The sequence below is a fragment of the Streptomyces sp. SJL17-4 genome (assembly GCF_036826855.1).
Lineage (GTDB): Bacteria > Actinomycetota > Actinomycetes > Streptomycetales > Streptomycetaceae > Streptomyces.
The window spans coordinates 5674096-5699174 of sequence record NZ_CP104578.1; the positions used below are offsets into that span (position 1 = coordinate 5674096).

General features: G+C 72.4%; 22 protein-coding genes. 12 read left to right on the forward strand and 10 right to left on the reverse strand.

Features of this window, described 5'->3' with window-relative positions:
* From N5875_RS25475 to N5875_RS25495, 5 genes are all read right to left on the reverse strand, one after another.
* A complete protein-coding gene (locus N5875_RS25475) occupies positions 1 to 897 on the reverse strand; it encodes a carbohydrate ABC transporter permease (protein WP_338496278.1) in 897 nt (298 codons plus the stop codon).
* Positions 898 to 900: 3 nt separating this feature from the next.
* Entirely contained in the window at positions 901 to 1863 is a 963-nt protein-coding gene (locus N5875_RS25480) for a sugar ABC transporter permease (RefSeq protein WP_338496281.1), read from the reverse strand.
* 19 nt (positions 1864 to 1882) lie between these two features.
* On the reverse strand, positions 1883 to 3226 hold the full coding sequence (locus N5875_RS25485; RefSeq protein ID WP_318209823.1) for an ABC transporter substrate-binding protein: 1344 nt from the start codon (positions 3224 to 3226) through the stop codon (positions 1883 to 1885).
* A gap of 71 nt (positions 3227 to 3297) precedes the next feature.
* Entirely contained in the window at positions 3298 to 4512 is a 1215-nt protein-coding gene (locus N5875_RS25490) for an ROK family transcriptional regulator (protein WP_318209822.1), read from the reverse strand.
* Between the two features lie 236 nt (positions 4513 to 4748).
* Entirely contained in the window at positions 4749 to 5768 is a 1020-nt protein-coding gene (locus tag N5875_RS25495) for a mechanosensitive ion channel family protein (RefSeq protein WP_318209821.1), read from the reverse strand.
* Between the two features lie 296 nt (positions 5769 to 6064).
* Between N5875_RS25495 and N5875_RS25500 the strand changes: the two genes are divergently transcribed.
* Positions 6065 to 6628, forward strand: coding sequence for an HNH endonuclease (locus N5875_RS25500; RefSeq protein WP_030325842.1), 564 nt, complete (start codon positions 6065 to 6067; stop codon positions 6626 to 6628).
* A 79-nt stretch (positions 6629 to 6707) separates the two neighbouring features.
* Here the strand turns inward: N5875_RS25500 and N5875_RS25505 are convergent, their stop codons facing one another.
* Positions 6708 to 9968: a beta-N-acetylglucosaminidase domain-containing protein gene (locus tag N5875_RS25505; protein WP_338496287.1), complete on the reverse strand. Its 3261-nt coding sequence runs from the start codon at positions 9966 to 9968 to the stop codon at positions 6708 to 6710.
* A gap of 238 nt (positions 9969 to 10206) precedes the next feature.
* Between N5875_RS25505 and N5875_RS25510 the strand changes: the two genes are divergently transcribed.
* From N5875_RS25510 to N5875_RS25520, 3 genes are read left to right on the forward strand one after another with little or no spacing between them, the layout of a single operon-like run.
* Entirely contained in the window at positions 10207 to 10404 is a 198-nt protein-coding gene (locus N5875_RS25510; protein ID WP_266974076.1) for a hypothetical protein, read from the forward strand.
* Between the two features lies 1 nt (position 10405).
* Positions 10406 to 12568, forward strand: a complete 2163-nt coding sequence (gene malQ / locus N5875_RS25515; protein WP_318209819.1) for a 4-alpha-glucanotransferase — start codon at positions 10406 to 10408, stop codon at positions 12566 to 12568.
* Between the two features lie 20 nt (positions 12569 to 12588).
* The gene (locus N5875_RS25520) at positions 12589 to 12816 is read left to right on the forward strand and encodes a hypothetical protein (RefSeq protein WP_015033639.1); all 228 of its coding nucleotides are present in this window, start codon (positions 12589 to 12591) and stop codon (positions 12814 to 12816) included.
* A 99-nt stretch (positions 12817 to 12915) separates the two neighbouring features.
* Here N5875_RS25520 and N5875_RS25525 read toward each other — a convergent pair whose 3' ends face one another.
* Positions 12916 to 13452, reverse strand: a complete 537-nt coding sequence (locus N5875_RS25525; RefSeq protein ID WP_338496295.1) for a MarR family transcriptional regulator — start codon at positions 13450 to 13452, stop codon at positions 12916 to 12918.
* A gap of 162 nt (positions 13453 to 13614) precedes the next feature.
* Here N5875_RS25525 and N5875_RS25530 point away from each other — a divergent pair, with 162 nt between their 5' ends.
* The 4 genes from N5875_RS25530 to alc all read left to right on the forward strand — a co-directional run bounded on the left by N5875_RS25530 (position 13615) and on the right by alc (position 17711).
* Positions 13615 to 14580, forward strand: coding sequence for an EamA family transporter (locus N5875_RS25530; RefSeq protein ID WP_338496298.1), 966 nt, complete (start codon positions 13615 to 13617; stop codon positions 14578 to 14580).
* 5 nt (positions 14581 to 14585) lie between these two features.
* Entirely contained in the window at positions 14586 to 15527 is a 942-nt protein-coding gene (locus N5875_RS25535; protein WP_338496301.1) for a DMT family transporter, read from the forward strand.
* Positions 15528 to 15547: 20 nt separating this feature from the next.
* Entirely contained in the window at positions 15548 to 16474 is a 927-nt protein-coding gene (locus N5875_RS25540; protein ID WP_338496304.1) for a LysR family transcriptional regulator, read from the forward strand.
* A 109-nt stretch (positions 16475 to 16583) separates the two neighbouring features.
* Positions 16584 to 17711, forward strand: coding sequence for an allantoicase (gene alc / locus N5875_RS25545; protein ID WP_318209814.1), 1128 nt, complete (start codon positions 16584 to 16586; stop codon positions 17709 to 17711).
* 167 nt (positions 17712 to 17878) lie between these two features.
* On the opposite strand, the gene pepN is transcribed toward alc, so the two are convergent.
* From pepN to N5875_RS25560, 3 genes are all read right to left on the reverse strand, one after another.
* On the reverse strand, positions 17879 to 20455 hold the full coding sequence (gene pepN / locus N5875_RS25550; RefSeq protein WP_338496308.1) for an aminopeptidase N: 2577 nt from the start codon (positions 20453 to 20455) through the stop codon (positions 17879 to 17881).
* A 160-nt stretch (positions 20456 to 20615) separates the two neighbouring features.
* Positions 20616 to 21635 (reverse strand): aspartate-semialdehyde dehydrogenase, encoded by a 1020-nt coding sequence (locus N5875_RS25555; protein WP_187624483.1) that lies wholly within the window; start codon positions 21633 to 21635, stop codon positions 20616 to 20618.
* A 103-nt stretch (positions 21636 to 21738) separates the two neighbouring features.
* A complete protein-coding gene (locus N5875_RS25560; protein ID WP_318209812.1) occupies positions 21739 to 22287 on the reverse strand; it encodes a CGNR zinc finger domain-containing protein in 549 nt (182 codons plus the stop codon).
* 136 nt (positions 22288 to 22423) lie between these two features.
* On the opposite strand from N5875_RS25560, the gene N5875_RS25565 reads away from it, so the two are divergent.
* From N5875_RS25565 to N5875_RS25580, 4 genes are all read left to right on the forward strand, one after another.
* On the forward strand, positions 22424 to 22879 hold the full coding sequence (locus N5875_RS25565) for a VOC family protein (RefSeq protein ID WP_338496316.1): 456 nt from the start codon (positions 22424 to 22426) through the stop codon (positions 22877 to 22879).
* A 46-nt stretch (positions 22880 to 22925) separates the two neighbouring features.
* The gene (locus tag N5875_RS25570) at positions 22926 to 23810 is read left to right on the forward strand and encodes a pyridoxamine 5'-phosphate oxidase family protein (RefSeq protein WP_318209810.1); all 885 of its coding nucleotides are present in this window, start codon (positions 22926 to 22928) and stop codon (positions 23808 to 23810) included.
* Between the two features lie 128 nt (positions 23811 to 23938).
* Positions 23939 to 24487 (forward strand): HPP family protein, encoded by a 549-nt coding sequence (locus N5875_RS25575; RefSeq protein ID WP_318209809.1) that lies wholly within the window; start codon positions 23939 to 23941, stop codon positions 24485 to 24487.
* 9 nt (positions 24488 to 24496) lie between these two features.
* Positions 24497 to 24964 (forward strand): NUDIX hydrolase, encoded by a 468-nt coding sequence (locus N5875_RS25580; protein ID WP_318209808.1) that lies wholly within the window; start codon positions 24497 to 24499, stop codon positions 24962 to 24964.
* Positions 24965 to 25079 lie beyond the last annotated feature (115 nt).

Here is a 25079-nt window from a genome sequence, read left to right on the forward strand (position 1 = left end):
TCAGCCCTTCACTCCGGTCAGTGTGACTCCCTCGACGAACGCCTTCTGGGCGAAGAAGAAGACGAGGATCACAGGGGCCATGACCAGGACGGTCGCGGCCATGGTCAGATTCCAGTCGGTGTGGTGCGCGCCCTTGAAGGACTCCAGGCCGTAACTCAGCGTGTGCGCCGCCGGGTTCTCGGAGGTGTAGATCTGGGGTCCGAAGTAGTCGTTCCAGCAGTAGAAGAACTGGAACAGGGCCACGGCGGCGATGCCGGGCTTCGCCATCGGGAGCACGACCTTGAGCAGGGTGCGCAGTTCGCCGCAGCCGTCGATCCTGGCGGCCTCGATGTACTCGTTCGGGATCGTCAGCAGGAACTGGCGGAGCAGGAAGATCGCGAAGGCGTCACCGAAGGCCATCGGGATGATCAGCGGCCAGAGCGTGCCGGACAGGTCCAGCTGCTTGGCCCAGAACAGGTACATCGGGATGATGATCACCTGCGGCGGCAGCATCATCATCGAGATGACGAGCAGCAGCGACAGATGCCGGCCGCGGAAGCGGAACTTGGCGAGCGCGTACGCCACCGGGACCGAGGACACCACCACGAGCGCGGTGCCGAGTCCGGCGTACAGCAGGGAGTTCTTCCACCAGTCCAGGAAGCCCGGGGTCTCGAAGACCCGGACGTAGTTGTCCCAGTGCCAGGTGTTCGGCGTGAGGTCGCGGGTGAGTGCCTGCTGGTCGCTCATCAGGGACGTCAGGAAGACGAAGGCGAACGGCAGTACGAAGAACAGGGCCGCGGCTATCCCGAGGGAGTGCACGGCGATCCAGTGCAGGAGCGTCTTGCGGCGGGCGGTCCGTTCGGCGGCGCTCGGGGCGTTCGCGCGGACGGGCCGGTCGAGGGTGGATGTGGAGGTCATGGATCAGTCACCCGAGCCGATCAGGCCGCCCTGCCGGCGCATGAGCAGCGCCGTGAAGGCCATGGAGAGGGCGAACAGGACGAGGGCCACGACGCTGGCCGCGCCGTAGTCGAAGCGGCCGAAGCCGAGGTCGTAGACCAGCTGCGGCAGCGTGAGCGTCGAGTCGTCGGGGTAGCCCGGTTCGAAGGTCTGGCCGGAGCCGCCCATCACGCCCGAGGCGACCTTCGCCGCCACGATCGGCTGGGTGTAGTACTGCATCGCGCCGATGATCCCGGTGACCACCGCGAAGAGGATGATCGGCGAGATGTTCGGCAGGGTGACGTAGCGGAAGCGCTGCCAGGCCGAGGCCCCGTCCAGCTCCGCCGCCTCGTACTGCTCCTTCGGTACGTCGAGCAGCGCGGCCATGAAGATGACCATGAGGTCCCCGACGCCCCACACGGCGAGGACGGTCAGGGCCGGCTTGGCCCAGGCGGTGTCGTTGAACCAGGAGGGCGCGGGGATCCCGACGGCCTCCAGGAACGAGTTGACCGGCCCCGTGCCCGGGTTGAGCAGGAAGACGAAGGCCAGCGTCGCGGCCACCGGAGGGGCCAGGTAGGGCAGGTAGAAGAGGGTGCGGAAGATTCCGGCGCCGGTCTTGATCCTGGTGATGAGCAGGCCGATGCCGAGGCCGAACGCGACCCGGCAGGCGACCATGACGACCGCGAGCCAGAGGGTGTTCTGCATCGCCGGCCAGAACTTCGGCAGGTCGGAGAAGACGTAGTCCCAGTTCTCCAGGCCCCGCCAGGTCGGCGGGTTGAGCCCGTCGTACTTCATGAAGGAGAAGTAGACGGTCGAGACGAGCGGGTACGCGAAGAAGACGCTGAAGCCGATCAGCCAGGGCGACATGAACGCCGCGGTGCGAAGCGCGTTGCGCACGCGCTTCGACCGCAGCGCCGCCTGACGCCCCGCGAGGGAGTCGGTGGACATGAGATACCGGTCCCGGGCTCTACTTCGCCTGCGCGATGTCGCGGTCGATCTGGGCGGCCGTGTCCGCGAGACCCTTCTTCAGGTCCGGGACCTGGCCCTTCTCGTACTTCTGGGCGAAGTCCTGGAAGGTGTCCTGGTACGTGGAGCCGTTCACCGCGCCGTCGGAGGTGGTGGACTGCGGGTGCTGGGCGATGTCCAGGAAGGTCTTGAAGCGCGCGTCGAACTTCAGGTTCGGCGACTTCAGCGCCTCCAGGGTGGAGGGGACGTTGCCGATGTCGTTGGCGAAGTTCACCACGGCCTCGGTGTTCATCGTCATGTACTTGACGAGTTCCCAGGCCGCGTTCTGCTTCTTGCTCTGCGGCGCGATGCCGATGATCGTGCCGGAGAGGTAGCCCTTGCCGTACTCGGCGACCTCGTCGTCGGCGACGGGCAGCGGCGCGACACCGACGTCGAGCTTCACGCCGGCGTCCTTGATGAAGTTGAGCCGCCACTCGCCGTCCAGCTGCATGGCGACCTGGCCGGTGTGGAAGGGGTGCTTGGCGCCCCACTCGTCACCGAAGGTGGTGCGGTACTTGTCCAGCTTCGCGAACCCGCCCAGGCCGTCGACCAGCGACTTCTGGTAGGTCAGCATCTCGGCGAAGCCGGGGTCCCTGCCGAGGAGCGACTTGCCGCTCTCGTCGAAGTACCTGTGGTCCCACTGCGACATGTAGTGGCTCGGGACGGTCTCGTAGCCGAGGTAGTTCGGCATGAAGCCGAGCTGCTCGTAGCTGTCGCCCTTGGCCTTGGTGAGCTTCTTGGCGACCTCGGCGAACTGGGACCAGGTCTTCGGCGGGGCCTCCGGGTCGAGACCGGCCTTCCGGAAGGCGTCCTTGTTGTAGTAGAGGCCGTAGGCGTCGGAGAGCAGCGGCAGGGAGCAGCGCTTGCCCTCGAACTGGGTGTACTCCTGGAGGACCTTCGAGAAGGTCTTGTCGAGGTCGACCTTGTCCTTGTCCAGGAAGGGCTTCAGGTCCGCGAGGGCGCCGGTGTGGCAGAACTTGCCGACGTTGGACGTGGTGAAGGAGGCGGCCACGTCCGGCCCGTTGGAACCGCCCGCGCGCAGGGCCTGGCCGAGCTTGGCGTCGTTGATGTCGCCGACGAGCTTCACCTTGATGTTCGGGTGGGCCTTCATGAAGCGGTCGATGTTGCTCTGGATCGCCTTGACCTCGGCGGGCGCCGACCAGCCGTGCCAGAAGGTGATGGTGGTCTCGGCCTTGGGGTCGTCGGAGGCCGCGTTGTTCGCGGAGCCCGTACAGGCCGAGGCGAAGAGGGCGATGGAGGCGGTGGCGGCGAGCGCTGCGGCTGCTCTGCGCGGACGTACGGGCATGACGGTGTCTCCCTGTGGCGGAGGGCTTACGGAGGAAGGGGAACGCGTGGGGCGGTGAGACGGTCGATGGGTCAGCGCGAGGTGTCGAAGACCTCGTCGCGCGTGGTGGCGAGGGCGCTTTCGAGGGCGCCGCGCAGGACGGGGCGCCGGGGTACGGCGGCGAGGACGAGCCGTGGCCGGGAGGCGGCGAGGTCGGCGAGTTCGGACTGCACGCGCGCGCGGAGGGGTTCGCCGCCGGCGACGAGGACGTCACCGGACAGCACGATGAGTTCGGGGTCGAGGAGGGCGACGAGCGAGGCGAGTCCGATGGCGACGCGCTCGGCGTACCGGTCGAGCAGCTCCGCGTACCGGGGGTCCTCGCCGCACGCCTCGACGGCGTGGGCGAGCAGCCCGCTCGCGACCGCGACGTACGGCTGCTCGGGGGTGTCGATCCCGAGGGCGCGGGCGATCCGGGGCACGGACTGGACGCCCGCGAGCTCCTGGAAGCCGCCGGAGTTGGCCTTGGTGACCTGCCGTACGAGCGGGGTGCCGGGCACGGGCAGGAAGCCGACCTCACCCGCGCCACCGGTGAAGCCGCGGTGCAGCCGCCCGCCGAGGACGAGGGCGGCGCCGAGGCCCTCCTCGTTCCACAGCAGGGCGAAGTCCGTGTGACCGCGGGCCGCGCCGACGCGCTGCTCGGCGACGGCGACGAGGTTGACGTCGTTCTCGTACTCGAACGGCATCGGCAGGACGGCGGCCAGCTCCTCCAGAAGGGTGGGGGAGTGCCAGCCGGGCAGGTGGGAGGCGTAGCGCAGGCGTCCGGTGGCCGGGTCGAAGGCGCCGGGGGTGCCGATGACCAGACGCCGGACGTCCTCCCGGGTGATCCCGGCCGCCTTGACGGCCCCGTCGAGGGCGTCGGTGACCTGGCGGACGACGCCGGAGGCGCCGCGGCCGGGGGTGCGGAGCTCGTACTCGCCGACGATCTCGCCCGTGATGTCGGCGACGGCGGCGTGGATGCGGAACGGGTTGACGTCGAGTCCGGCGGCGTACGCGGCCCGCGCGTTCACCGCGTAGAGCTGGGCGTTCGGTCCGGGCCGGCCCGCGGTGGTGCCGGTGGCGACGACGAGCCCGGCCGCTTCGAGGCGGGCCAGCAGCTGGGAGGCGGTCGGCTTGGACAGGCCGGTGAGCTTGCCGATCCGGGTCCGCGAGAGGGGGCCGTGCTCCAGGAGCAGGTCCAGGGCGGCGCGGTCGTTCATGGCGCGCAGCACGCGCGGCGTACCGGGGGTTCCCGGGGTCGTACCGGCCATGAGGTCGCACCTGCCCTTCGGCTACTGGTCGGGCCATTCTGCTGCCTCACGGCGGCCCGTCTCTCCCACTTCACTGTTAGGAAAGTTTCCTATTCGGTGGGAGGAAAATAAGGCGGCCGTCACGGGGCCGTCAATACCCGGGCACGCGAGACGCCCCCGAAGGCAACCAAAGCGTTACCTGCGGGGGCGTCGTCCACGCGCGCGTTCTGCCGTGTTCCTCCGTGTCGAGAGCGTCCCTACTTGTTGAGGTCCGTCTTGGGCAGCGGGGTCGCCGCCGCCGACTGCGGCGAGGTCGCCGAGGCGAAGGCCGACGGGGCCGCCATGCCCGCGGTCGGATCGGCGGCCGACTCCTCGGCCTGCGCCGGAAGCCCGCCCACGATCCGGATGCCGGCCCGGTCCAGGCCCTGCTTGATCCGCCAGCGCAGCTCGCGCTCCACGCCCAGCGCCTTGCCCGGCATCGTCTTCGCCGAGACCCGGACGGTCATCGAGTCGAGCAGCACCTCGCTCAGACCGAGCACCTCCACCGGACCCCAGAGGCGCTCGTTCCACGGCTCCTCCTTGGCCATGGACTCCGCCGCCTCGACGATCACGGACCTCACCTGTTCCAGGTCCTCCGTCGGCCGGACGGTCACGTCCACGCCCGCCGTCGCCCAGCCCTGGCTGAGGTTCCCTATCCGCTTGATCTCGCCGTTGCGCACGTACCAGATCTCGCCGTCCACGCCGCGCAGCTTGGTCACCCGCAGGCCGACCTCCACGACCTCGCCGGAGGCCACGCCCGCGTCGACCGAGTCACCCACGCCGTACTGGTCCTCCAGGATCATGAAGACACCCGACAGGAAGTCCGTCACCAGGTTCCGCGCGCCGAAACCGATCGCCACACCGGCCACACCGGCCGAGGCGAGCAGCGGCGCCAGGTCGATCTTGAAGGCGCCCAGGATCATCAGCCCGGCCGTGCCCAGGATCAGGAACGACGCCACCGAACGCAGGACCGAGCCGATCGCCTCCGAGCGCTGCCGCCGGCGCTCGGTGTTGACGAGGAGCCCGCCGAGGGCCGTCCCCTCCACTGCCTGCGCCGAACGGTTCATCCGCTCGATCAGCTTCGTCAGGGCCCGTCGGACGGCCATCCGCAGGAGCAGCGCGACGACCAGGATCAGCAGGATGCGCAGGCCCGTGTTCAGCCAGGTGGACCAGTTCTCCTCCACCCAGCTCGCCGCGTTCGTGGCCTTCTCCGCCGCCTCGTCGAGGGTCACCGGCATGGGTTCGGGTTCGGTGGCAGCCGCAAGGGCGGACCAAAACACGGGGGGACCTCCAGGCATCGCGTACGCAAGCATCCACAGTAACGGGGCCTCGGACATGGTCCCGTAGCCCTGTTCGAGGGAGAGACGGACCTCACCCGGGCAAAGAGAAGGAGACATGCCGATGTGGTCGAGAACACGCCGGGCGCGTCACCCCGATCCCGGTACGTGGTGGCGTTCCGACCAGGCATGAGGAGAGACTGAGAGCAGTTCGTCCCGGCGCGAGCCACGCGCCGCCGGCGTCATAGGAGGCATCCGTGCCGCATGTCCTGGTCCTCAACGCGTCGTACGAGCCGCTCGGCGTCGTACCGCTCCGCCGCGCACTCGTCCTCGTCCTGGAGAACAAGGCTCTCTGCCTCGAGGAATCCGGCGCCTTCCTGCACAGCGAGACCCAAGTCGTCCCCGCGCCCAGCGTGGTGCGACTGAAACGCTTCGTGCGGGTCCCCTACCGGGGGCCCGTTCCCTTGACCCGCAGAGCCCTCTTCGCCCGTGACGGCGGGCGCTGCATGTACTGCGGGGGCGTCGCGACCAGCGTCGACCACGTCATCCCCCGCAGCCGCGGGGGCACGCACGCCTGGGAGAACGTGGTGGCGGCCTGCCGCCGCTGCAACCACGTCAAGGCCGACCGGCACCTGCGCGAGATCGGCTGGCGGCTGCGCCACCAACCGGCCCCGCCGACCGGCCTGGCCTGGCGGATCATCGGGACCGGACACCGGGACCCCCGCTGGCTGCCGTACCTCCAGCCGTACGGCGCCGAGGATGTGATGGCCCGGATCGACTCCGTCGCCGACGCCCCCGTGAGGGCGCTGACGACGGGTTGAGCCGGGCCTTTCGCGTACGTACGCGGAACCACGCGGGTACGTACGCGGGGGCGGGTACGGCACGGGAGCGGTGCGCCCCTCAGGGGGCGGGCCGCTCCTCCGGCGTGCCCTCCGGCGTGTCTGCCCGCGTACCCTCCGGCGCGTCGTCCGGCGGCGTGCCCGCGGCCCCCGTCGGCGGTTCCGTCGGCTTCCGGGCGGGCTGACCGGTCCCATCCGGCTGCTTCTGCCCGGCCACCGCGTAGGTCTCCACCGACCAGAGCGAGTACCCGTACCGCGTCGCCCGCGTGTCGCCCTGCACCCGCAGGAAGCGGGTGTCCGCCGCGTCCATCCGGACCGACTCCCGGCCGCCCCGGCCCTCCGCGACCGTCGCCGCCGTACGCCAGACGCGCCCGTCGGCCGAGACCTGCACCCGGTAGCGGGAGGCGTAGGCGTCCTGCCAGTGCAGCACCACCTGCCCTATCCGGGCCGGCTCCGGCAGCTCCAGCTGCCACCAGGCCCCGTCCTCCGCCGGCGAGGACCAGCGGGTGGCCGGATCGCCGTCCACCGCCAGGGCGGCCGGGAAGTCCGGCGTCTCGTCGCCCGAGGAGGAGGCCCTCGCCGTCCGCGCCAGGTCCGGGCCGGCCGTACGGGGGAAGGCCCGTACCGTCAGCACCCGCTCCTCGCCCGCGAACGACACCGGCACCCGGTACGTGCCCGCGTGCGCGTCCGGCGCCACCGACACCGCGAGGGGCACGGTCGACCGGGCGCCTCGCTCGACCACCGCCTGCTCCGGCAGCGTGACCGTGATCCCCTTCGGGGCCTTCGCCGTCAGCGGCCCCCGCACCTCGCCCGCCCGCAGGCCCGACAGCTCGATGTCCACCCGTTGGGCCGGGCCGCCGATCTCCGCGTCCGTCTCCGTCCGGGCCAGGCCGAGCGCCGCGCGCGGCCCGTCCGCGAACCACGGCACCAGCGAGCGCACCGCGGGCGCCGGCCCCTCGCCGCTCCACACGACCCGCAGTGCCTCCGCCCGCAGCCCCTTGAGCTCGGCCTGCGTCCAGCCGGACGCCGACAGCGGGCCGAGCGCCCGCCAGCCCTCGCCCTCGACGTACGCCTCCACGCGCGCGTCGCCCGCGTTTTCGGCGCCCGGCTCCGCCATCACCGTCAGGGCCTCCACGGGCCGAGCCCGGTCGAGGCGCACGGTGTACGAGTCGGTGGCGCGCTCGGTACGGGCCTTCGGTGTCCGGTCGGCGCCGGTCCAGGCCTTCGCCCGGTCCACCGCGCGCGTGAGGAACGGGTCGAGCACCCCCGCGCCGACCGACACCCGGCCGGCCGCGACATCCTTCCGCAGCGACTCCAGGCTCAACTGGGCCCGCCAGGCCGCCGCCCCGTCACCGGACTCCTGGGCGACCAGCATGTCGACCGCCGTCTCGCCCGCCAGACCGTACCGGGACAGCTGCTCCAGCCAGGGGCCGGTCTCGTCGTCGAGGGTGCCGCCGGCGGCGCCCGAGAGCCGCCCGGGGGCCTCGCGCATCACGGTGAACGCGGCCCGCAGCTCTCGCGTCGCCTCCTCCCGCGTCGCCTTCGCCCTCCCGGGGTCCGCGTCGGTGCCCGCGCTCGTACGGGAGGCCCAGAAGGCCGCCAGGAGCGGCTTCAGGTACGCCGACTCGGCCGCCGGGTCGAGCACCGAAGAGGCGCCGTTCCCCGCGAGCGCCCGCAGCGCCTCGCGGGCGTCCGGTTCCGGGCCCGCGAGGTCGTCGACGGCCGCCCGCCAGGACTCCTCCGGCCGGTAGCCGCGCGGGTTCCAGGCGTAGTCGGCGGTCGTGAAGAGCGGGACGCGGGAGGCCGCGGGCTGCTCCATCGCGAGCGCGAGGAAGGCCGCGGAACCGGCGGCCACGGCCGGCTCCCGGCCCTTGGCGGGGCCGAGGAAGAGCCGGTCCTGGGCGTAGTCGTTGACCGGGTAGTTGTCCATGGTGACCAGCGGATGGCCCAGGGCGCCCCGCGTCCGCGCCAGTTCGCCGCCGGTGATCGAGCGCGGCACGACACCGACGCCCGTCCACGCCACCCGCACATCCGACGCGAGCGCCTCGGCGAGCTTGCCGCGGTACGCGGTCGGGCCGTCCTGGTAGTACTCCGTCGGCATCACCGTCAGCGGCTCGGAGTCCGGGTGCCGTTCGGCGAGGTGGCGGGCGACGGCGTTCGCCACGCGCGCGTGGGCGGCGGCCGCGGCCTCGGGGCCCCGCCCGAAGGTGTCGGCGTCGCGGTCGCAGTGCCACTCGTCGTACGAGGCGTCCTGGAACTGGAGCTGGAAGGAACGCACCCCGAGCGCCCACATCGCGTCGATCTTCCGCGTCAGCGCCGCCATGTCACCGGGCGAGGACAGGCACATGGACTGGGCGGGCGCCACGGCCCAGCCGAGCGTCACGTGGTTGGCGCGGGCCCGCTCGGCGAGCGCGCGGAACTCGGCCTGCTGCGCCGCCGGGTAGGGCTCGCGCCACTGCACGCCCCGGTACGGGTCGTCGCCGGGCGCGTACAGATAGCGGTTCTGCTTGGTCCGGCCCAGGAAGTCGATCTGCGCGAGCCGCTGTGCGGCCGTCCAGGGGGTCCCGTAGAAGCCCTCGGTGATCCCGCGCTCGGCCGTGCCCGGCCAGTCGCGCACGACGACCCCCGGTAGCTCCCGGCCACTGCCGAGGAGCTGACGCAGCGTCTGCACGGCGTGGAACAGTCCGTCGTCGCCCACCCCGTCCAGGACGACCGTGTCCCGGCCCCCGAGGCGGCCCGTGGCGAGCCGGTAGCCGCCACGCGGCAGATCGAGCCGGTCGGGCACGCGCAGGGCGCTCAGCGCGTCCTCGGCGGCCTCGCCCGAGGGGCCCGCGGCCCGGAAGAGCGGTCCCCGGCCCGGGAGCCCGGTGTGGACGGTCCGCACCCCGGCGGCCCGCAGCAGCTCGCGCAGGGCGGCGAGGGCGTACGGATCGGCGTCGGCGTCCGCGAGCAGGGTCACCTCGTCCCCGAGGGGTACGGCGGATCCGGCGGCGGTCAGCGACTGCGGACGCGGCCAGACGGCGGGCACGCGCGCGGAGCCGGCGTCGGCGGAGGCGGCGGAGCCCGCGGAGGGGGCCGTGGTGGAGGAAGCCGTAGGGGCGACCGGGTCGGCCGGGGCGCTCGGCGCCGTCGGAACCCTCGGCGCTGTCGGGGTGAACGGCGCTGTCGGGGTGAACGGCGCGGCCTTCGGGCGTTCGTTCGGGGCCGTCCCCGGGACCGCCTGCGCCGAGCCCGGCACCGCGCCGCCGAGGAGGCCGCCGATGACGGCGGCGGCGACCGCCGTCGCGGTGCGCCTGCTGTGCCCGAGGTGCCCGAGGTGCACGGGGATCTCCCTTCGGCCGGGGCCGCCGGCCGCTCGCCGGTTTGGTCACGAGTGGGTCACGAGCCCACCACCCGTCGCACGGAGGTGTCAATGCGCGTGGCCGATGTGTCGGCTTTGCCCGGCGAGCCGTCGGCGAGGTGACGTCACTCCGCCACATTCCGCCGGTAAAACGAGGTGCGGTGGGTAGGGCTCAGTCGTTACCCAAGTCCCACCAGTCGAGACGAATCGGGAGACCCCCGTGACCACGACCGCCCCGCACCTCGGACGGATACGGATTCCGCAGCAGCCGGCCCGCGCCGACGAGCCGCTGACCAGCGAACCGCCGCTCCCCGACGCCGCGCCCCTCACCAGCGAACCGCCGCTGACCGTCGCGGCCCCCCTCACCAGCGAACCCACCGCCCCAGGAAGTGCGGGCACGGAGTCCCCCGGAGTGTGAAGTGACCCTGGCCCGTCTCGCCGCCCGTCACGGCGTCGCCACCGCCTACAGCCCCTCCGCGGGCGTCACCGTGCCCGTGCCGGACGCCACCGTGGTGACCGTCCTCGGCGCCCTCGGTGTGGACGCGGCGACACCGGAAGCGGTCGCCGCGGCCCTCGACGCGGCCGAACGGGCCGACGGGGAGCGTCTGTTGCCCCCGACCCTGGTCCAGTGGCGCGGCGCGGAGCCCGCCCGCCCGCCGGCGGACCTGGCGCCCGGCACCCGGCTCCGGGTCACCACCGAGGACGGCGCCGTCGTCACCGGCCAGGACTGGGAGCACCTTCCCCTCGGCGTCCACACGGTCGAGGCGCAGGCCCCCGACGGGCGCGGCGCCACCGCCACCCTGATCGTCGCCCCCGCGCGCGTGCCCGCCCCCGAGCGGCGCGCGTACGGGCTGCTCGTCCAGCTCTACTCGCTGCTCTCCACCCGCTCCTGGGGCATGGGCGACCTCGGCGACCTGCGGGAACTCGCCACCTGGGCCGGTCGCACGCACGGCGCCGGCTTCGTCCAGGTCAACCCGCTCCACGCGGGCGTGCCCGGGGCCCCGAGCGACCCCTCCCCGTACCGCCCGTCCTCACGCCGCTTCCCCGACCCGGTCCATCTGCGGATCGAGGAGATCCCCGAGTACGCCCTGATCGGCCCCGAGCGCCGCGAGGAGCTCGACCTGATCCTCGCCGACGCCGCCGACCTGCGGGAACGGGTCCTCGGCAAGGGCGCGGTGATCGACCGGGACGCCGTGTGGGAGATCAAGCGGCGCGCCCTCGAACTCGTCGTCGGCGGTGTGGAACTCGGCCCCGGGAGACGCGCCGACTTCCATGACTTCCTCGCCGCGCGCGGCCGTGCCCTGGAGGACCACGCCACCTACCAGGCCCTCGCCGAGCGGCACGGCCACCGCTGGCGGACCTGGCCCGAGGAGCTGCGCGCCCCGCGCACGGCGGAGGCCGTCGTCCGCGACGACCCCGCCCTCGCCGCCCGCGTCGACTTCCACTGCCGGCTCGCCTGGCTGACGGACCGGCAGCTCGCCGACGCCGCCGCTGCCGCCCGCGAGGCAGGGATGGAGGTCGGGATCGTCCACGACCTGGCGGTCGGCGTCCACCCGGAGGGCTCCGACGCCTGGGCCCAGCAGGACGCCTTCGCGGCCGGCATGTCGGTCGGCGCCCCGCCCGACGCCTTCAACTCCCGCGGCCAGGACTGGGGCCTGCCGCCCTGGCGGCCCGACGCCCTGGCCGCCGCCGGCTACGCCCCGTACCGCGGGCTCCTGCGCGAACTCCTGCGCCACGCGGGCGCGCTGCGCATCGACCATGTGATGGGCCTGTTCCGCCTCTGGTGGGTGCCGGAGGGCCGCGAGCCCACCGAGGGCACCTACGTCCGGTACGACGCCGAGGCGATGCTCGCCGTCCTGGTCCTGGAGGCCCACCGCGCCGGGGCCCTCGTCATCGGCGAGGACCTCGGCACGGTCGAGTCCGGTGTACGGGAGGAGCTGGCCGCCCGCGGGGTGTTCGGCACCTCCGTGCTCTGGTTCGAGCGGGACTGGGCGCACTCCGGTCGCCCGCTGGCCCCGGCCGAGTGGCGTGCCGCGTGCGTGGCCACCGCCACCACCCATGACCTGCCTCCGACCGCCGCCCGGCTCTCCGGCGACCACGTCACCCTGCGGCACCGCCTCGGTCTGCTCTCCGGAGACCTGGCGCGCGAGCGGGCCTCGGACGCGGCCGAGACCGCCGAGTGGCTGGGCCTGTTCCAGCGGCTCGGGCTGCTCCCGGAGGGCGCGGGGGGCGAAGAGGCCGAGATCAGGGCCGTCCACCGGTTCCTGCTCGACACCCCGGCCCGGATGGTCGGGGTCTGGCTGCCGGACGCGGTGGGGGACCGCAGACCGCAGAACCTGCCGGGCACCTGGGACGAGTACCCCAACTGGCGGCTGCCGCTCGCGGACGCGGACGGGCAGCCGATGACCCTGGAGCGCCTCGCCGCCTCGCCGCGGGCACACGCCCTGCTGCGCGAACTCCACGCGCGTACGGCGGTCCCGGAGACAGGTACGCCCCTCTCCGAAGCCCGCGCGACCCCTTCCGACGCCCGTACGGCACCCTCCGACGCCCGTACGGCACCCCCGGGCGCGCGGTCCGATTAGCTGTTCGCTACGTTTGCACCGTGGACAAGAAGAACGCACTGCGCGCCGGCTCGCTCGCGGCCGGCACGACGCTGATGATGCTGCTCATGTCGTCCCCCGCGCTCGCGCTCACCCGCGACGACGGCGACGACCCGGCCCCCAAGCTGGAGGTCATCGAGACCCTCGGCCTGTTCGTGGCCGCACCGCTGGTGCTGTTCCTGGTGATCGCCGGTCTGGTGATGTTGCTCGACAAGTCCAAGAAGGCCTGACCGCCTCCTCTTCCGCTCCGCCGAGGGCGCCGCACGGTACGACGTACCGTGCGGCGCCCTCGCGTGCGTCCAGCCCCTTTCAGCGGCCCGGTGTCGGCCTCACGCGGTGGTCGCGAGCAGCTTCCGCAGCAGCCCGGCCAGCTGCGCCGCCTCCTCCTCGCTGAGTGCGCCCTCCAGGGCCGCCCGCTGCTGCGCCAGACCGGCAGCGACGGACTGGTCCACCAGCTCCCGGCCGTGCTCGGTGAGCGTGACCCGCAGCCCGCGCCGGTCGTGCGGGTCGGGGCTGCGGGTGACGAGCCCCGCCTTCTCCAGCTTGTCCAGCCGGCCGGTCATCCCACCGGTGGTGATCATCAGCGTCGCCGTCAGCTCGCGCGGCGAGAGCGTGTACGGCTCCCCTGAGCGGCGCAGGGTCGCGAGGACGTCGAACTCCCCGAGCGTCAGGCCGTAGGGCGCGTACGCCTTGTCCACCCGGCCGCGCATCGCGTTCGCGAGCCGGTAGATCCGCCCGAAGACGGCCATCGGCACGGTGTCCAGGTCGGGGCGGACCACCGCCCACTGATCGGTGATGGCGTCGACGGCGTCGTGGGCGGGGCCGGGGCCGGGGCCGAGGGCGGTGCCGGGGGTCTTCGTGTCCATGCGAGCAGTCTCCTCTTCCGCCTGACTCGATGGCAAGAAAGCCACTTGCAAGTAAGTAGCTTAGTGGTAAGTTAATTACCGCCAAGCCAGTCCGGCCCACCCGGACCGGCACGGCCGCCCCGGCCCACCCGGACCGGCATCCGCAGCAAGGGGGAGACCGTCATGTCCCGCAAGGCAGCCGTCGTCGCACTGACCGCCCTGGCCCCGATCTCCTGGGGCTCCACCTACTTCGTCACCACGGAGTTCCTGCCGCCCGACCGGCCGCTCTTCACCGGCCTGATGCGCGCCCTGCCCGCCGGACTCCTGCTCCTGGCGCTCACCCGCAAGCTCCCGCAGGGCGCCTGGTGGTGGAAGTCCGCGGTCCTCGGAGCCCTCAACATCGGCGCGTTCTTCCCGCTGCTCTTCCTCGCCGCCTACCGGCTCCCCGGCGGCGTCGCCGCCGTCGTCGGCTCGGTCGGCCCGCTCTTCGTCGTCGGGCTCGCCGCCCTCTTCCTCGGCGAGAAGCCCACGGTGAGGACCCTGCTCACCGCGATCGCCGCCGCCCTCGGCGTCAGCCTGGTGGTCCTCAAGGCCGGTGCGGCGTTCGACACCGTCGGCGTGCTCGCGGGACTGCTCTCCTCGCTCTCGATGTCCGCGGGCGTCGTCTTCACCAAGCGCTGGGGCCGCCCCGAGGGCGTCGGCGCCCTCGCGCTCACCGGCTGGCAGCTCACCGCGGGCGGCCTGATCATCCTGCCGATCGCCTTTCTGATCGAGGGCGCCCCGCCGGCCCTGACCGGCACCAACCTGGCCGGGTACGCCTACCTCGCCTTCGGCAACACCGCGATCTCGTACTTCCTCTGGTTCCGCGGCATCGAGCGCCTCAGCGCCTCCTCCGCCACCCTCCTCGGACCGCTCTCGCCCATCACCGCCGCGATCATCGGCTGGGCTGCGCTCGGTCAGGCCCTCGGTGCGGTGCAGCTGCTCGGCATGGCGATCGCCTTCGGTGCGACCCTGGCGGGCCAGCTGGGCCCCCGTACGCCCAAGGAGGCCGGACCGGCCGCCGAGGCAGAGGTCGAACCGTTCAGCTCTGCTGAAGGAAATGGTCAGGAAGTTTCGATGGACCTGGAAGGTTCGGGAGTGCGACGGTAGGCCCCATGAGCCTGATCACCGCACGCCACCCGACCCCCGTCGTCACCCGGAAGCCGGCGCCCGCCCGAGGCGCCGGCTTCGGTGTGCTCCTCGCCCTGCTCGCCACCGTCGTCTGGTCCGGCAGCTTCGTCGCCACCCGCGACATGGCCGACTCGGTCCCACCCGTCCAGGCCGTCTTCTGGCGCTGGGTCATCGCCCTGGTCGCCGTCGCCCCCTTCGCCGCCCGCCCGTTCTGGCAGCAGCGGAAGGCGATCCGGCGGCACCTCGGATTCGTCGCGCTCGCCTCGCTCTTCGGCGTCGCGCTCTACAACACCCTGGTGCACCAGGCCGGACTGACCACCTCCGCCACCAACATGGGCATGATCATGGCCGCCTCCCCGGTGATCATGGCGGTGTGGTCCCGGCTCGGCGGCGAACGCCTCGGCGCCCGCCGCGTCCTCGGCATGCTGGCCGCCGGCATCGGCGTCCTGCTGCTCGTCGGAAAGGGCTCCCTCGCCGTCGACTTCACGGCGGGCGACCTGTGGATGTTCGCCGCGGCCCTGTCCTTCGCCTCGTACAGCGCCCTTCTCAAGCGCAAGCCCGCGGAGATCGGCGGACTCGCCTTCCTCTTCGTCACCTTCCTGCTCGGTGCGCTGATGCTCGCCCCCCTGTACGCCGTGTCCCTCGCCGTCCAGGGCGGATTCACCGTCGGCGTCGCCACCGTCGGCCCCCTGCTCTATGTGGGCGTCGCATCCTCCGCCGTCGCCTTCTTCGCCTGGAACAAGGCCATCTCCCTCATCGGCGCGGCCCGCGCGGGCGTCGTCTATTACCTCCAGCCCGTCTGCGTCGCCCTCCTGTCGTACGCGCTGCTCGGCGAGCGGCTCGGCGCCCTCGGCGTGGCCTGCATGGTGCTCATCCTCGGCGGAGTGGCCCTGAGCTCGGCCACGGGTGCGCGCAGGGCCGGATAGGTCCGGATAGGTTGCGCCCCATGACCGAGTGGGACATCAAGAAGCTCCAGATCCTCCGCACCCTCCGTGATCGCGGCACCGTCACCGCGACCGCGGAGGCGCTGCTCATGACCCCCTCGGCCGTGTCGCAGCAGCTCACCAACCTCGCCAAACAGCTCGGCGTACCCGTCCTCGAGGCCCAGGGCCGCCGGGTCAGGCTCACCGACGCCGCCCACCTCGTGCTGCGGCACGCGGAGGTGGTCTTCGCCCAGCTGGAGCGCGCCGACGCCGAACTCGACGGCTATCTGCGGGGCGAGGCCGGAGAAGTGCGGGTGGCGGCCTTCTCGACGGCCGTGCCCGCCCTCGTCGTGCCCGCGGTACGCCAGTTGCGGAGCGCGCACCCCGGGCTCGACGTCCGGATCCGGGAGGCCGAGGCGGCGGAGGCGTACGAGCTGCTCTCGGCCGGCGAGGTCGATCTGGCGCTCTCGCTCGCCGCGCACGCGCCCTCCGCGCGCGACCCCAAGTTCAGCCGGGTCCCGCTGCTCGCCGACCCCCTCGACGTGGCCCTGCCGGCCGGGCACCCGCACGCCGACGCGCCCGGCCTGCGGCTCGCCGACCTCGCCGCCGAGCCCTGGATCTTCGGCGGCTCGGGCCCCTGGTCGGAGATCACCACCGCCGCCTGCGAGGCCGCCGGGTTCGTGCCCGAGCAGGCCCACAGCGCCTCCGGCTGGACCGCGATCCTCGCCATGGTCGAGGCCGGGATGGGCGTCGCCCTGGTGCCCCGGATGGCCTCCGCGGAACGCCGGGGCGGCTCCGGGATCGTGATGCGCGTCCTCGCCGCCGACCAGCCGCGCCGCCATGTCGTCGCGGCGGTGCGCCGTGGGGCGGAGGAGGGCCCGGCGGTGGCACGGGTGCTCGCCGCGCTCCGGCAGGCGGCGACCCAGAGGGAAACCGTTCAGCAGAACTGACGGCGGCATCGTTCGACAGAGCTGAGCCCGGCACCATTCAGAAGAGCTGAAGATATCCGTCGAAAACATTCGATGGACCCACCAGGTCCCCGAGGCGCACAGTCGACGCATGACCTTCGAGACGAGCCAGGACCAGGACCCGCACGCCAACGACGCCGCCCCGTACTCCGGTGGCGACCCGTACGCCGACTACCGGACCGGTGACTTCCCCTTCACCGAGCTGGTCGACCTCGCCGACCGCCGTCTCGGCGCCGGGGTCGTCGCCGCGAACGACGAGTTCTTCGCCGAGCGGGAGAACCTCCTCGTCCGCGAGCGGGCCGTCTTCGACCCGGAGCACTTCGGGCACAAGGGCAAGATCATGGACGGCTGGGAGACCCGCCGCCGCCGTGGCGCCGACGCCGAGAACGTCTTTCCCGCCCCCGAGGACCACGACTGGGCGATCGTCCGGCTCGGCGCCCCCGGCGTGATCCGCGGGATCATCGTCGACACCGCCCACTTCCGCGGCAACTACCCGCAGCGCGTGAGCATCCAGGCCACCTCGGTGGAGGGCTCGCCCAGCCCCGAGGAGCTGCTCGACGCCAAGTGGGAGGAGCTCGTCCCGCCGACCCCCGTCCGGGGCCACGCCGCCAACGGCTTCACCGTCACCGCCGAGCGCCGCTGGACCCACCTCCGGGTCTGCCAGCACCCCGACGGCGGCATCGCCCGCCTCCGTGTCCACGGCGAGGTCGTGCCCGACCCCGAGTGGCTGGAACTGCTCGGCACCCTCGACCTGATCTCCGTACTCAACGGCGGTTCCTACGAGGACGCCTCGGACAAGTTCTACTCGTCGCCGACCCAGATCATCCTGCCCGGCACCTCCCGCAAGATGGACGACGGCTGGGAGAACCGGCGCCGCCGGGTACGCGGCACCAACGACTGGGTGCGCTTCCGGCTCGCCGCACAGGGCGCCGTCCGCGCCGTCGAGATCGACACCGCCTACCTCAAGGGCAACTCGGCCGGCTGGATCGCCCTCCAGGGACGCAACGGCGACACGGGGGAGTGGTTCGAGATCATCCCCCGCACCAAGCTCCAGCCCGACACCCTGCACCGCTTCAAGCTCCCGGCCCAGGCCGTCGTCACCCATGTCCGCCTCGACGCCTTCCCCGACGGCGGCGTCGCCCGGATGCGCCTGCACGGCGCGCTCACGGAGCAGGGCGCGGCCGGTCTGCGCGCCCGGTTCACGGCGCTCGGCGGCTGAGCACCGCCGCGAGCCACCCACTTCCGCCCGGCGGCGCGGCAGCGCACCGACGCCCGCCCGCCGGGCGGACCTCAAGCACCACGGACACAGAAGAACCTCAAGCACCCGGGACACAGAAGAAGGGGCGCCCTCCCTCGTGGGGGCGCCCCTTCCTCCGTACTAATGCACTACTTCGCCGCGGCCGCGTCCGCCGCCCGCGCCCGGAGCGCACGCTCGACGCCCGCGCGGCTCTCCGTCACCAGGCGTCGCAGCGCCGGGGCCGGGTTGTGCTCGGCGATCCAGGCGTCCGTCGCGTCCAGGGTCTCCTGCGAGACCTGGAGGCTCGGGTAGAGGCCGACCACGATCTGCTGGACGATCTCGTGGCTGCGGGTCTCCGAGATGCCCTTGATCGACGCGAAGTACTTCGCCGTGTACGGGGCGAGCAGCTCGCGCTGGTCGGCCTGGACGAAGCCGCCGATGACGGCCTCCTGCACGGCGTTCGCCAGCTTGTCGTCCTCGACGACCGAGGTCCAGGCCTCCGCCTTCGCCGCCTCCGTCGGACGGGCCGCGCGCGCGGTGGCGGCGTGGCGCTCGCCCGCCGCCGTGCGGTCCCGCTCCAGCTCGGCGGCGATCTCCGCCTCGTCGAAGCGGCCGGTGGCCGCGAGCCGCTGGACGAACGCCCAGCGCAGCTCGGTGTCGACGGCCAGGCCGTCGATCACCTGGGAGCCGTCGAGCAGCCCGGCGAGCAGGTCGAGCTCCGCGTCCGTACGGGCGGTCGCCGCGAAGGCCCGCGCCCACGCCAGCTGGTGGTCGCTGCCACCCGCGGCGGCACGCAGCTGCTCCTGGGCGAAGGCGCCCCAGCGGGCCAGGCCCGTGGCCCGCCACTCCGGCGCCGCGTACATCTCCAGGGCGGCCTTGACCTGGCCCTGGAGCGACTGGACCACGCCGATGTCGGACTCCTTGGCGACACCGGAGAGCACGAGCTCCAGGTAGTCGCGGGTGGCCAGCTCGCCGTCGCGGGTCATGTCCCAGGCCGAGGCCCAGCACAGGGCGCGCGGCAGCGACTCGGCGAAGTCGCCGAGGTGCGCGGTGACGTTCTTCAGGGACACCTCGTCGAGGCGGACCTTGGCGTACGACAGGTCGTCGTCGTTGAGGAGGACGACCGCCGGGCGGGCCTTGCCCACGAGCTGCGGTACGGCGGTCAGCTCGGCGGCCTCGATGTCGAGTTCGAGGCGCTCGGTGCGGACCAGCTTGCCGGTCTCGTTCAGCTCGTAGAAGCCGATCGCGATCCGGTGCGGGCGCAGCACGGCCTCGCCCTTGGCACCGGCGGGCAGCGCCGGGGCCTCCTGCTTGACGGCGAAGGAGGTGATCGAGCCGTTCTCGTCGGTCTCGATCTCCGGGCGGAGGATGTTGATGCCGGCCGTCTCCAGCCACGCCTTCGACCAGGTCTTCAGGTCACGGCCGGAGGTCTCCTCCAGGGCGCCGAGGAGGTCGGAGAGGCGGGTGTTGCCGAAGGCGTGGGCCTGGAAGTAGGCCTGGACGCCCTTGAAGAACTCGTCCTGGCCGACGTAGGCGACGAGCTGCTTCAGGACCGAGGCGCCCTTGGCGTACGTGATCCCGTCGAAGTTGACGAGCACGTCCTCCAGGTCGTTGATCTCGGCCATGATCGGGTGCGTGGACGGCAGCTGGTCCTGGCGGTAGGCCCAGGTCTTCTCCGCGTTGGCGAAGGTCGTCCAGGCGTTGGGCCAGCGGGTGCCCGCCACCGAGGCCTGGCAGGCGACGGAGGTGTAGGTGGCGAACGACTCGTTCAGCCAGAGGTCGTTCCACCACTCCATGGTGACGAGGTCGCCGAACCACATATGGGCGAGCTCGTGCAGGATCGTCTCGGCACGCCGCTCGTACGCCGCGTCCGTCACCTTCGAGCGGAAGACGTACTGGTCGCGGATGGTGACCGCGCCCGCGTTCTCCATCGCGCCCGCGTTGAACTCCGGCACGAAGAGCTGGTCGTACTTCGCGAACGGGTAGTCGTACGCGAACTTCTCCTGGAACCAGTCGAAGCCCTGCCGCGTGACGTCGAAGATGTGGTCCGCGTCGAGGAACTCGGCGAGCGACGGACGGCAGTAGATGCCGAGCGGGACGCTCTGCCCGTCCTTCTCGTACGAGGAGTGCACCGAGTGGTACGGGCCGACGATCAGCGCGGTGATGTACGTGGAGATCCGCGGCGTCGGCTCGAAGACCCAGATGTCGTCCTTGGGCTCCGGGGTCGGAGAGTTGGAGATGACCTTCCAGCCCGTCGGCGCCTTCACGGTGAACTGGAAGGTCGCCTTGAGATCCGGCTGCTCGAACGAGGCGAAGAGCCGGCGCGCGTCCGGCACCTCGAACTGCGTGTACAGATAGGCCTGGTCGTCGACCGGGTCGACGAAGCGGTGCAGACCCTCACCGGTGTTGGTGTACGCGCAGTCGGCGACGACCTTCAGCTCGTTGCGGCCCGCGACGAGATGGGCGAGGGCGATCCGCGAGTCGCGGAAGACGGCGGCGACGTCGAGCGAACGGCCGTTCAGCACGACCTCGTGGACGGCGGGCGCGACGAGGTCGATGAACGTCGAGGCACCGGCCTCTGCGGAATCGAAGCGGACGGTGGTGACGGACCGGTAGGTGCCGCCCTCCTGCGCACCGGAGAGGTCGAGTTCGACCTCGTACGCGTCCACGGTGAGCAGCGCTGCCCGCTGCTGAGCCTCTTCACGGGTCAGGTTTGTGCCAGGCACCCGGTCAACTCCTCGGTTTTGTGATGTTTGGCCCATCCTTCCACGGGGTGTGTCGGCAGCGCACGAGACATTTCCCAGGGCGAACACAGCGGCTGCGCGGGGCGAACGCGAGAGGGCGGCCACCCGTGTCCGGATGGCCGCCCTCGTACCGTTCCGGGCGTCAGGCGCCCTTGAGCTCGGCCGCGACCAGCTCCGCGATCTGCACGGCGTTCAGCGCCGCGCCCTTGCGCAGGTTGTCGTTGGAGAGGAAGAGCGCGAGACCGTTCTCCACGGTCTCGTCCACGCGGATGCGGCCCACGTACGAGGCGTCCTTGCCGGCCGCCTGGAGCGGGGTCGGGATCTCGGAGAGCTCGACGCCCTCGGCGTCCTTGAGCAGCTCGTAGGCGCGCTCGACGCTGATCGGGCGGTCGAAGCGGACGTTCACCTGGAGGGAGTGGCCGGAGAAGACCGGGACGCGCACGCAGGTGCCGGAGACCTTGAGGCCGGGGATCTCCAGGATCTTGCGGGACTCGTTGCGGAGCTTCTGCTCCTCGTCGGTCTCGAAGGAGCCGTCGTCGACGATCGAACCGGCCAGCGGGACCACGTTGAAGGCGATCGGGCGCTTGTAGACGGCGGGCTCGGGGAACTCGACGGCCTCGCCGTCGAACGCCAGCTGGTCGGCGGTCTCGGCCACGGCACACGCCTGGGTGCGCAGCTCGGCGACACCGGCCACGCCCGAGCCGGAGACGGCCTGGTAGGTGGTGGCGATCAGCGCGGTGAGGCCGGCCTCCTGGTGGAGCGGCTTGAGGACCGGCATCGCGGCCATCGTGGTGCAGTTCGGGTTGGCGATGATGCCCTTGGGGCGGTCCTTGATCGCGTGCGCGTTGACCTCGGAGACCACCAGCGGGACCTCGGGGTCGCCGCGCCACGCGGAGGAGTTGTCGATCACGACGGCGCCCTGGGAGGCGACCTTCTCGGCGAGGGCGCGGGAGGTGGCGCCGCCGGCCGAGAACAGGACGATGTCCAGGCCGGTGTAGTCGGCGGTGGAGGCGTCCTCGACCGTGACGCCGTCGACGACGGTGCCGGCGGAGCGGGCGGAGGCGAAGAGCCGCAGCTCGTCGAGGGGGAAGCTCCGCTCGGCCAGGATGCTGCGCATGACTGTGCCGACCTGACCGGTGGCTCCGACGATTCCGACCTTCACGGGGACTCCTCCGTACGTATGTGCAGGTTGCTGCCGGTCCATGATGCGTATGTCCCGGGTCGACTTGTCCAATCCATTGTCCAAGGGACGGGACGAACGAGGGTCAGGCGTCCTTCGTGCGGGCGTAGTGCCGGGAGGCCTTGGCGCGGTTGCCGCAGATCGCCATCGAGCACCAGCGGCGGGTGCCGTTCCGCGAGGTGTCGAAGAAGTGCAGGATGCACGCCTCGTGGGCGCAGGCCCGGATCCGGTCGGGGGCGCTGCGCAGCAGGTCGAGGTAGTCGCGGGCGGCGGTCCAGCCGGGGCCCCAGGCGGGGTCCGCGAACTCGGGCCGCTCGCCGGGGCCCTCGGTGGTGAGGGTGGCCCGGATGCGGCCGTGGCCGAGGACGGCGTCGACGCGGGCGGTGGCGGCCGGGTCGCCGGGGTGGTCGACGAGCGCGGCGAGGGCGTCCCGGGCGGTGAGGGTGTGGCGCAGGGTGGTGGCGTCGGCGGTGAACCGCTCGTCGAGCCCGTTCGCGGCGAGCCAGACGGCGAGCCCCTCGACCCCGCCGAGCAGGTCCTGGCGGACGCCCTCCTCGTTCCAGCGGGTGTTGAGCAGGTCGAGGGAGACGGGCTCGCCGGTGAGCGGCCGTGGATCGCTGGCGGTGGCGGTCATGTGGGGAGCCCTCCTCGGTGAACTAACCCCTCAAGAGTACGTGAGCGGTTGACGCACTTCGCTTCTAACCTCTAAAGTCGAATTAAGAGGTTAGCCCGGGAGGGCCGGCCACGCCATGGAGAGACAGGGAATCGTCATGACCGCGATCGGCACGCTCACCACCCACCACGTCGGCCTCAACGTCACCGACCTGGACCGCTCGCTCACCTTCTACGGAGAGGTCCTCGGCTTCGAGACGCTCGGCGAGGGCAAGGAGGGGGACAGCCGCTTCGCCTTCCTCGGCCGGGACGGCCGCCTGATCCTCACCCTCTGGCAGCAGGCCGACGAGACGTACGCGCCGGGCCGCGCGGGCCTCCACCACCTCGCCTTCGAGGCGGAGTCCCTCGACCACGTCCGCGCCGCCGAGGCGGCGCTGATCGCGCGCGGCACGACCTTCGCGTACGAGGGGGTCGTGGCCCACCGCGAGGGCGCCGCCTCGGGCGGCATCTTCTTCCACGACCCGGACGGCACCCGCCTGGAAATCTCCATCCCCAAGGGCGCGGAGGCAGTAGAGGCCCCGAGCGAAACGGCCCCGACCTGCGGCTTCTTCTAGAACGGCGCCCGCACCCCAACCCACCCGCACTCCAAGGAGAGACCCCATGGACGGCGCCTACCACCAGGGCTCAAGGGCCGTCCAGGCCCGAGTCGGCGTGCAAGACCTCGCCGAGCACGTGGCCCGCTCCATCACCCCCGGCATCCGCCCCGTCGCCGCCGCCTTCCTCGAAGCCCAGCCCATGCTGATGATCGGCGCGGCGGACCAGGAGGGACGCGTCTGGGGCAGCCTCCTCACCGGCGCGCCCGGCTTCACCCGCGCCACCGGCCCGCACACCGTCTCGGTCGCCGGCGGCATCCCCGCGTACGACCCGCTCGCCGACGCGATCACGCCCGACGGCACACCCGTCGGCACCCTCGCCCTCGACCCCCGCACCCGCCGCCGTATGCGCCTCAACGGCACCGCCCGCCCCAGCGCCCGTGGCTTCACGATCGAGGCCGAGCAGGTCTTCTCCAACTGCCCGAAATACCTGCAGAAGAGGGAGTGGTACGGCTCCGATCCCGGCGGCCCCGGAACCGGCACCGTCCAGCGCGGCGAGACGCTCACCCCCGCCCAGGTACGCCACGTCCGGGCAGCGGACACCTTCTTCGTGGCCACCGTCGCCCCCGACGGAGTCGACACCAGTCATCGCGGGGGCAACCCCGGGTTCGTCCGGGTCGACGCGCCCGGGGAGCTCAGCTGGCGCGACTACCCGGGCAACGCGATGTTCCTGACCCTGGGGAATCTGGAGGAGGACGGCCGCGCGGGCCTGCTCTTCCTCGACTGGGAGACCGGGACGACCCTCCAGCTCAGCGGCCTCGCCCACACCGAGTACGGCCCCGAGGGACGCGTCACCCGCTTCCGCGTGGAGCGCACGGCCGAGACCCCGGCCGGCAGCCCCCTGCGCTGGTCGCCCCCGGAGTACTCCCCGGCCAACCCGACCGAGGCCTGAGAGGCCTGAGAGGCCTGACGAAGGTCCACCCAGCGCCCGTCCGCCGACACCCCGAGCCTGTCCGCCGACACCCCGCGCCCGCCCGCCGACCCCCCGCGCCCGCCCGCCGACACCCCGAGGACCGCTCCGTGACCACCACCCCGGCCCCCGCCCCGGCAGCCCCCGCCGCCCCGACCCCGACCCCCGCCGCCCGAACATCCCGCCCCGGACCGCCCCCGCGGCCCCGCCCCCGGGTCCTCCTCGTCTCCACCGCCGGAAGTGTCGCCGCGCTGCTCCTCCTGGTCGCCCTCGGGACCGTGCTCGATCAGCCCCTGCTCATCCCGCCGCTCGCCGCCAGCATGGCGCTCGTCGCCGGCGCCCCCGATCTGCCGCTGGCCCAGCCGCGCTCGGTCGTCGGCGGCCAGCTGCTCTCCGCCCTCACCGGCTTCGCCGTGCTCGCCGTGGCGGGTCCCGGCCCGTGGGCCGCCGCCGTCGCGGGCGGCCTCGCCCTCGGCGTGATGGCGCAGGCACGTACCCCGCACTCGCCCGCCGCCGCCACCGCCGTGATCGTCGCTCTCACCTCGCCTCCCCTCTGGTCGTTTCTCGGCCTTCTCGCCCTCGCCTGCCTCCTCCTCGTCGCCGTCGGTTTCGGAACCGCCCGAGTCGGCGGCCGGACGTACCCCCTGTACTGGTTCTAACCTCGGTCCATGAAGAAGGAGTTGAGGGTGGCGGCCTACGCCGTGTGCGTACGGGACGGGCAGATGCTCCTGGCCCGCTGGGTGGCGAGCGACGGCACCAAACGGTGGACGCTGCCCGGCGGCGGCATGGACCACGGCGAGGAACCCGTACAGACCGTCGTCCGGGAGGTGGAGGAGGAGACCGGCTATCTCACCGAGCCCACCGCCCTCCTCGGCATCGACTCCATCCGCCGCGGATGGCTGCGCCGCCTCGCGGGCCCCGGCGACTTCCAGGGCCTGCGGATCATCTACGAGGCGCAGGTCACCGGGGGTGCGCTGCGCAACGAGACCGGCGGTTCCACGGATCTCGCCGCTTGGCACCCCCTCGACACCGTCCCCGGCCTGCCCCGCGTCGAACTCGTCGACATCGGCCTCGACCTGTGGCGCGAACGGCCCGCCGTCGGCCGCTCCCGGCTCGCCGATCCGTCGAACACCTGAGGATCGACCGTACGGCTGAGGATCGGCCGGAAACCGCTCAACTGGCCCCACCCCGCTCAACCGTCCCGCAGGCCCCGCGGTCCTCCCCGCCGACCGCAGTACACGCACAGCACCA

Bases quoted from the DNA above. Each gene is read 5' to 3' on its own strand.
- N5875_RS25580 (WP_318209808.1), top strand. From the start codon at position 24,497: ATGAAGAAGGAGTTGAGGGTGGCGGCCTACGCCGTGTGCGTACGGGAC.
- N5875_RS25530 (WP_338496298.1), top strand. From the start codon at position 13,615: ATGTCCCGCAAGGCAGCCGTCGTCGCACTGACCGCCCTGGCCCCGATC.
- N5875_RS25570 (WP_318209810.1), top strand. From the start codon at position 22,926: ATGGACGGCGCCTACCACCAGGGCTCAAGGGCCGTCCAGGCCCGAGTC.
- alc (WP_318209814.1), top strand. From the start codon at position 16,584: ATGACCTTCGAGACGAGCCAGGACCAGGACCCGCACGCCAACGACGCC.
- N5875_RS25490 (WP_318209822.1), bottom strand. From the start codon at position 4,512: ATGGCCGGTACGACCCCGGGAACCCCCGGTACGCCGCGCGTGCTGCGC.
- N5875_RS25525 (WP_338496295.1), bottom strand. From the start codon at position 13,452: ATGGACACGAAGACCCCCGGCACCGCCCTCGGCCCCGGCCCCGGCCCC.
- N5875_RS25540 (WP_338496304.1), top strand. From the start codon at position 15,548: ATGACCGAGTGGGACATCAAGAAGCTCCAGATCCTCCGCACCCTCCGT.
- N5875_RS25495 (WP_318209821.1), bottom strand. From the start codon at position 5,768: ATGCCGGTGACCCTCGACGAGGCGGCGGAGAAGGCCACGAACGCGGCG.
- N5875_RS25485 (WP_318209823.1), bottom strand. From the start codon at position 3,226: ATGCCCGTACGTCCGCGCAGAGCAGCCGCAGCGCTCGCCGCCACCGCC.
- N5875_RS25475 (WP_338496278.1), bottom strand. From the start codon at position 897: ATGACCTCCACATCCACCCTCGACCGGCCCGTCCGCGCGAACGCCCCG.
- N5875_RS25560 (WP_318209812.1), bottom strand. From the start codon at position 22,287: ATGACCGCCACCGCCAGCGATCCACGGCCGCTCACCGGCGAGCCCGTC.
- N5875_RS25565 (WP_338496316.1), top strand. From the start codon at position 22,424: ATGACCGCGATCGGCACGCTCACCACCCACCACGTCGGCCTCAACGTC.
- N5875_RS25535 (WP_338496301.1), top strand. From the start codon at position 14,586: ATGAGCCTGATCACCGCACGCCACCCGACCCCCGTCGTCACCCGGAAG.
- N5875_RS25480 (WP_338496281.1), bottom strand. From the start codon at position 1,863: ATGTCCACCGACTCCCTCGCGGGGCGTCAGGCGGCGCTGCGGTCGAAG.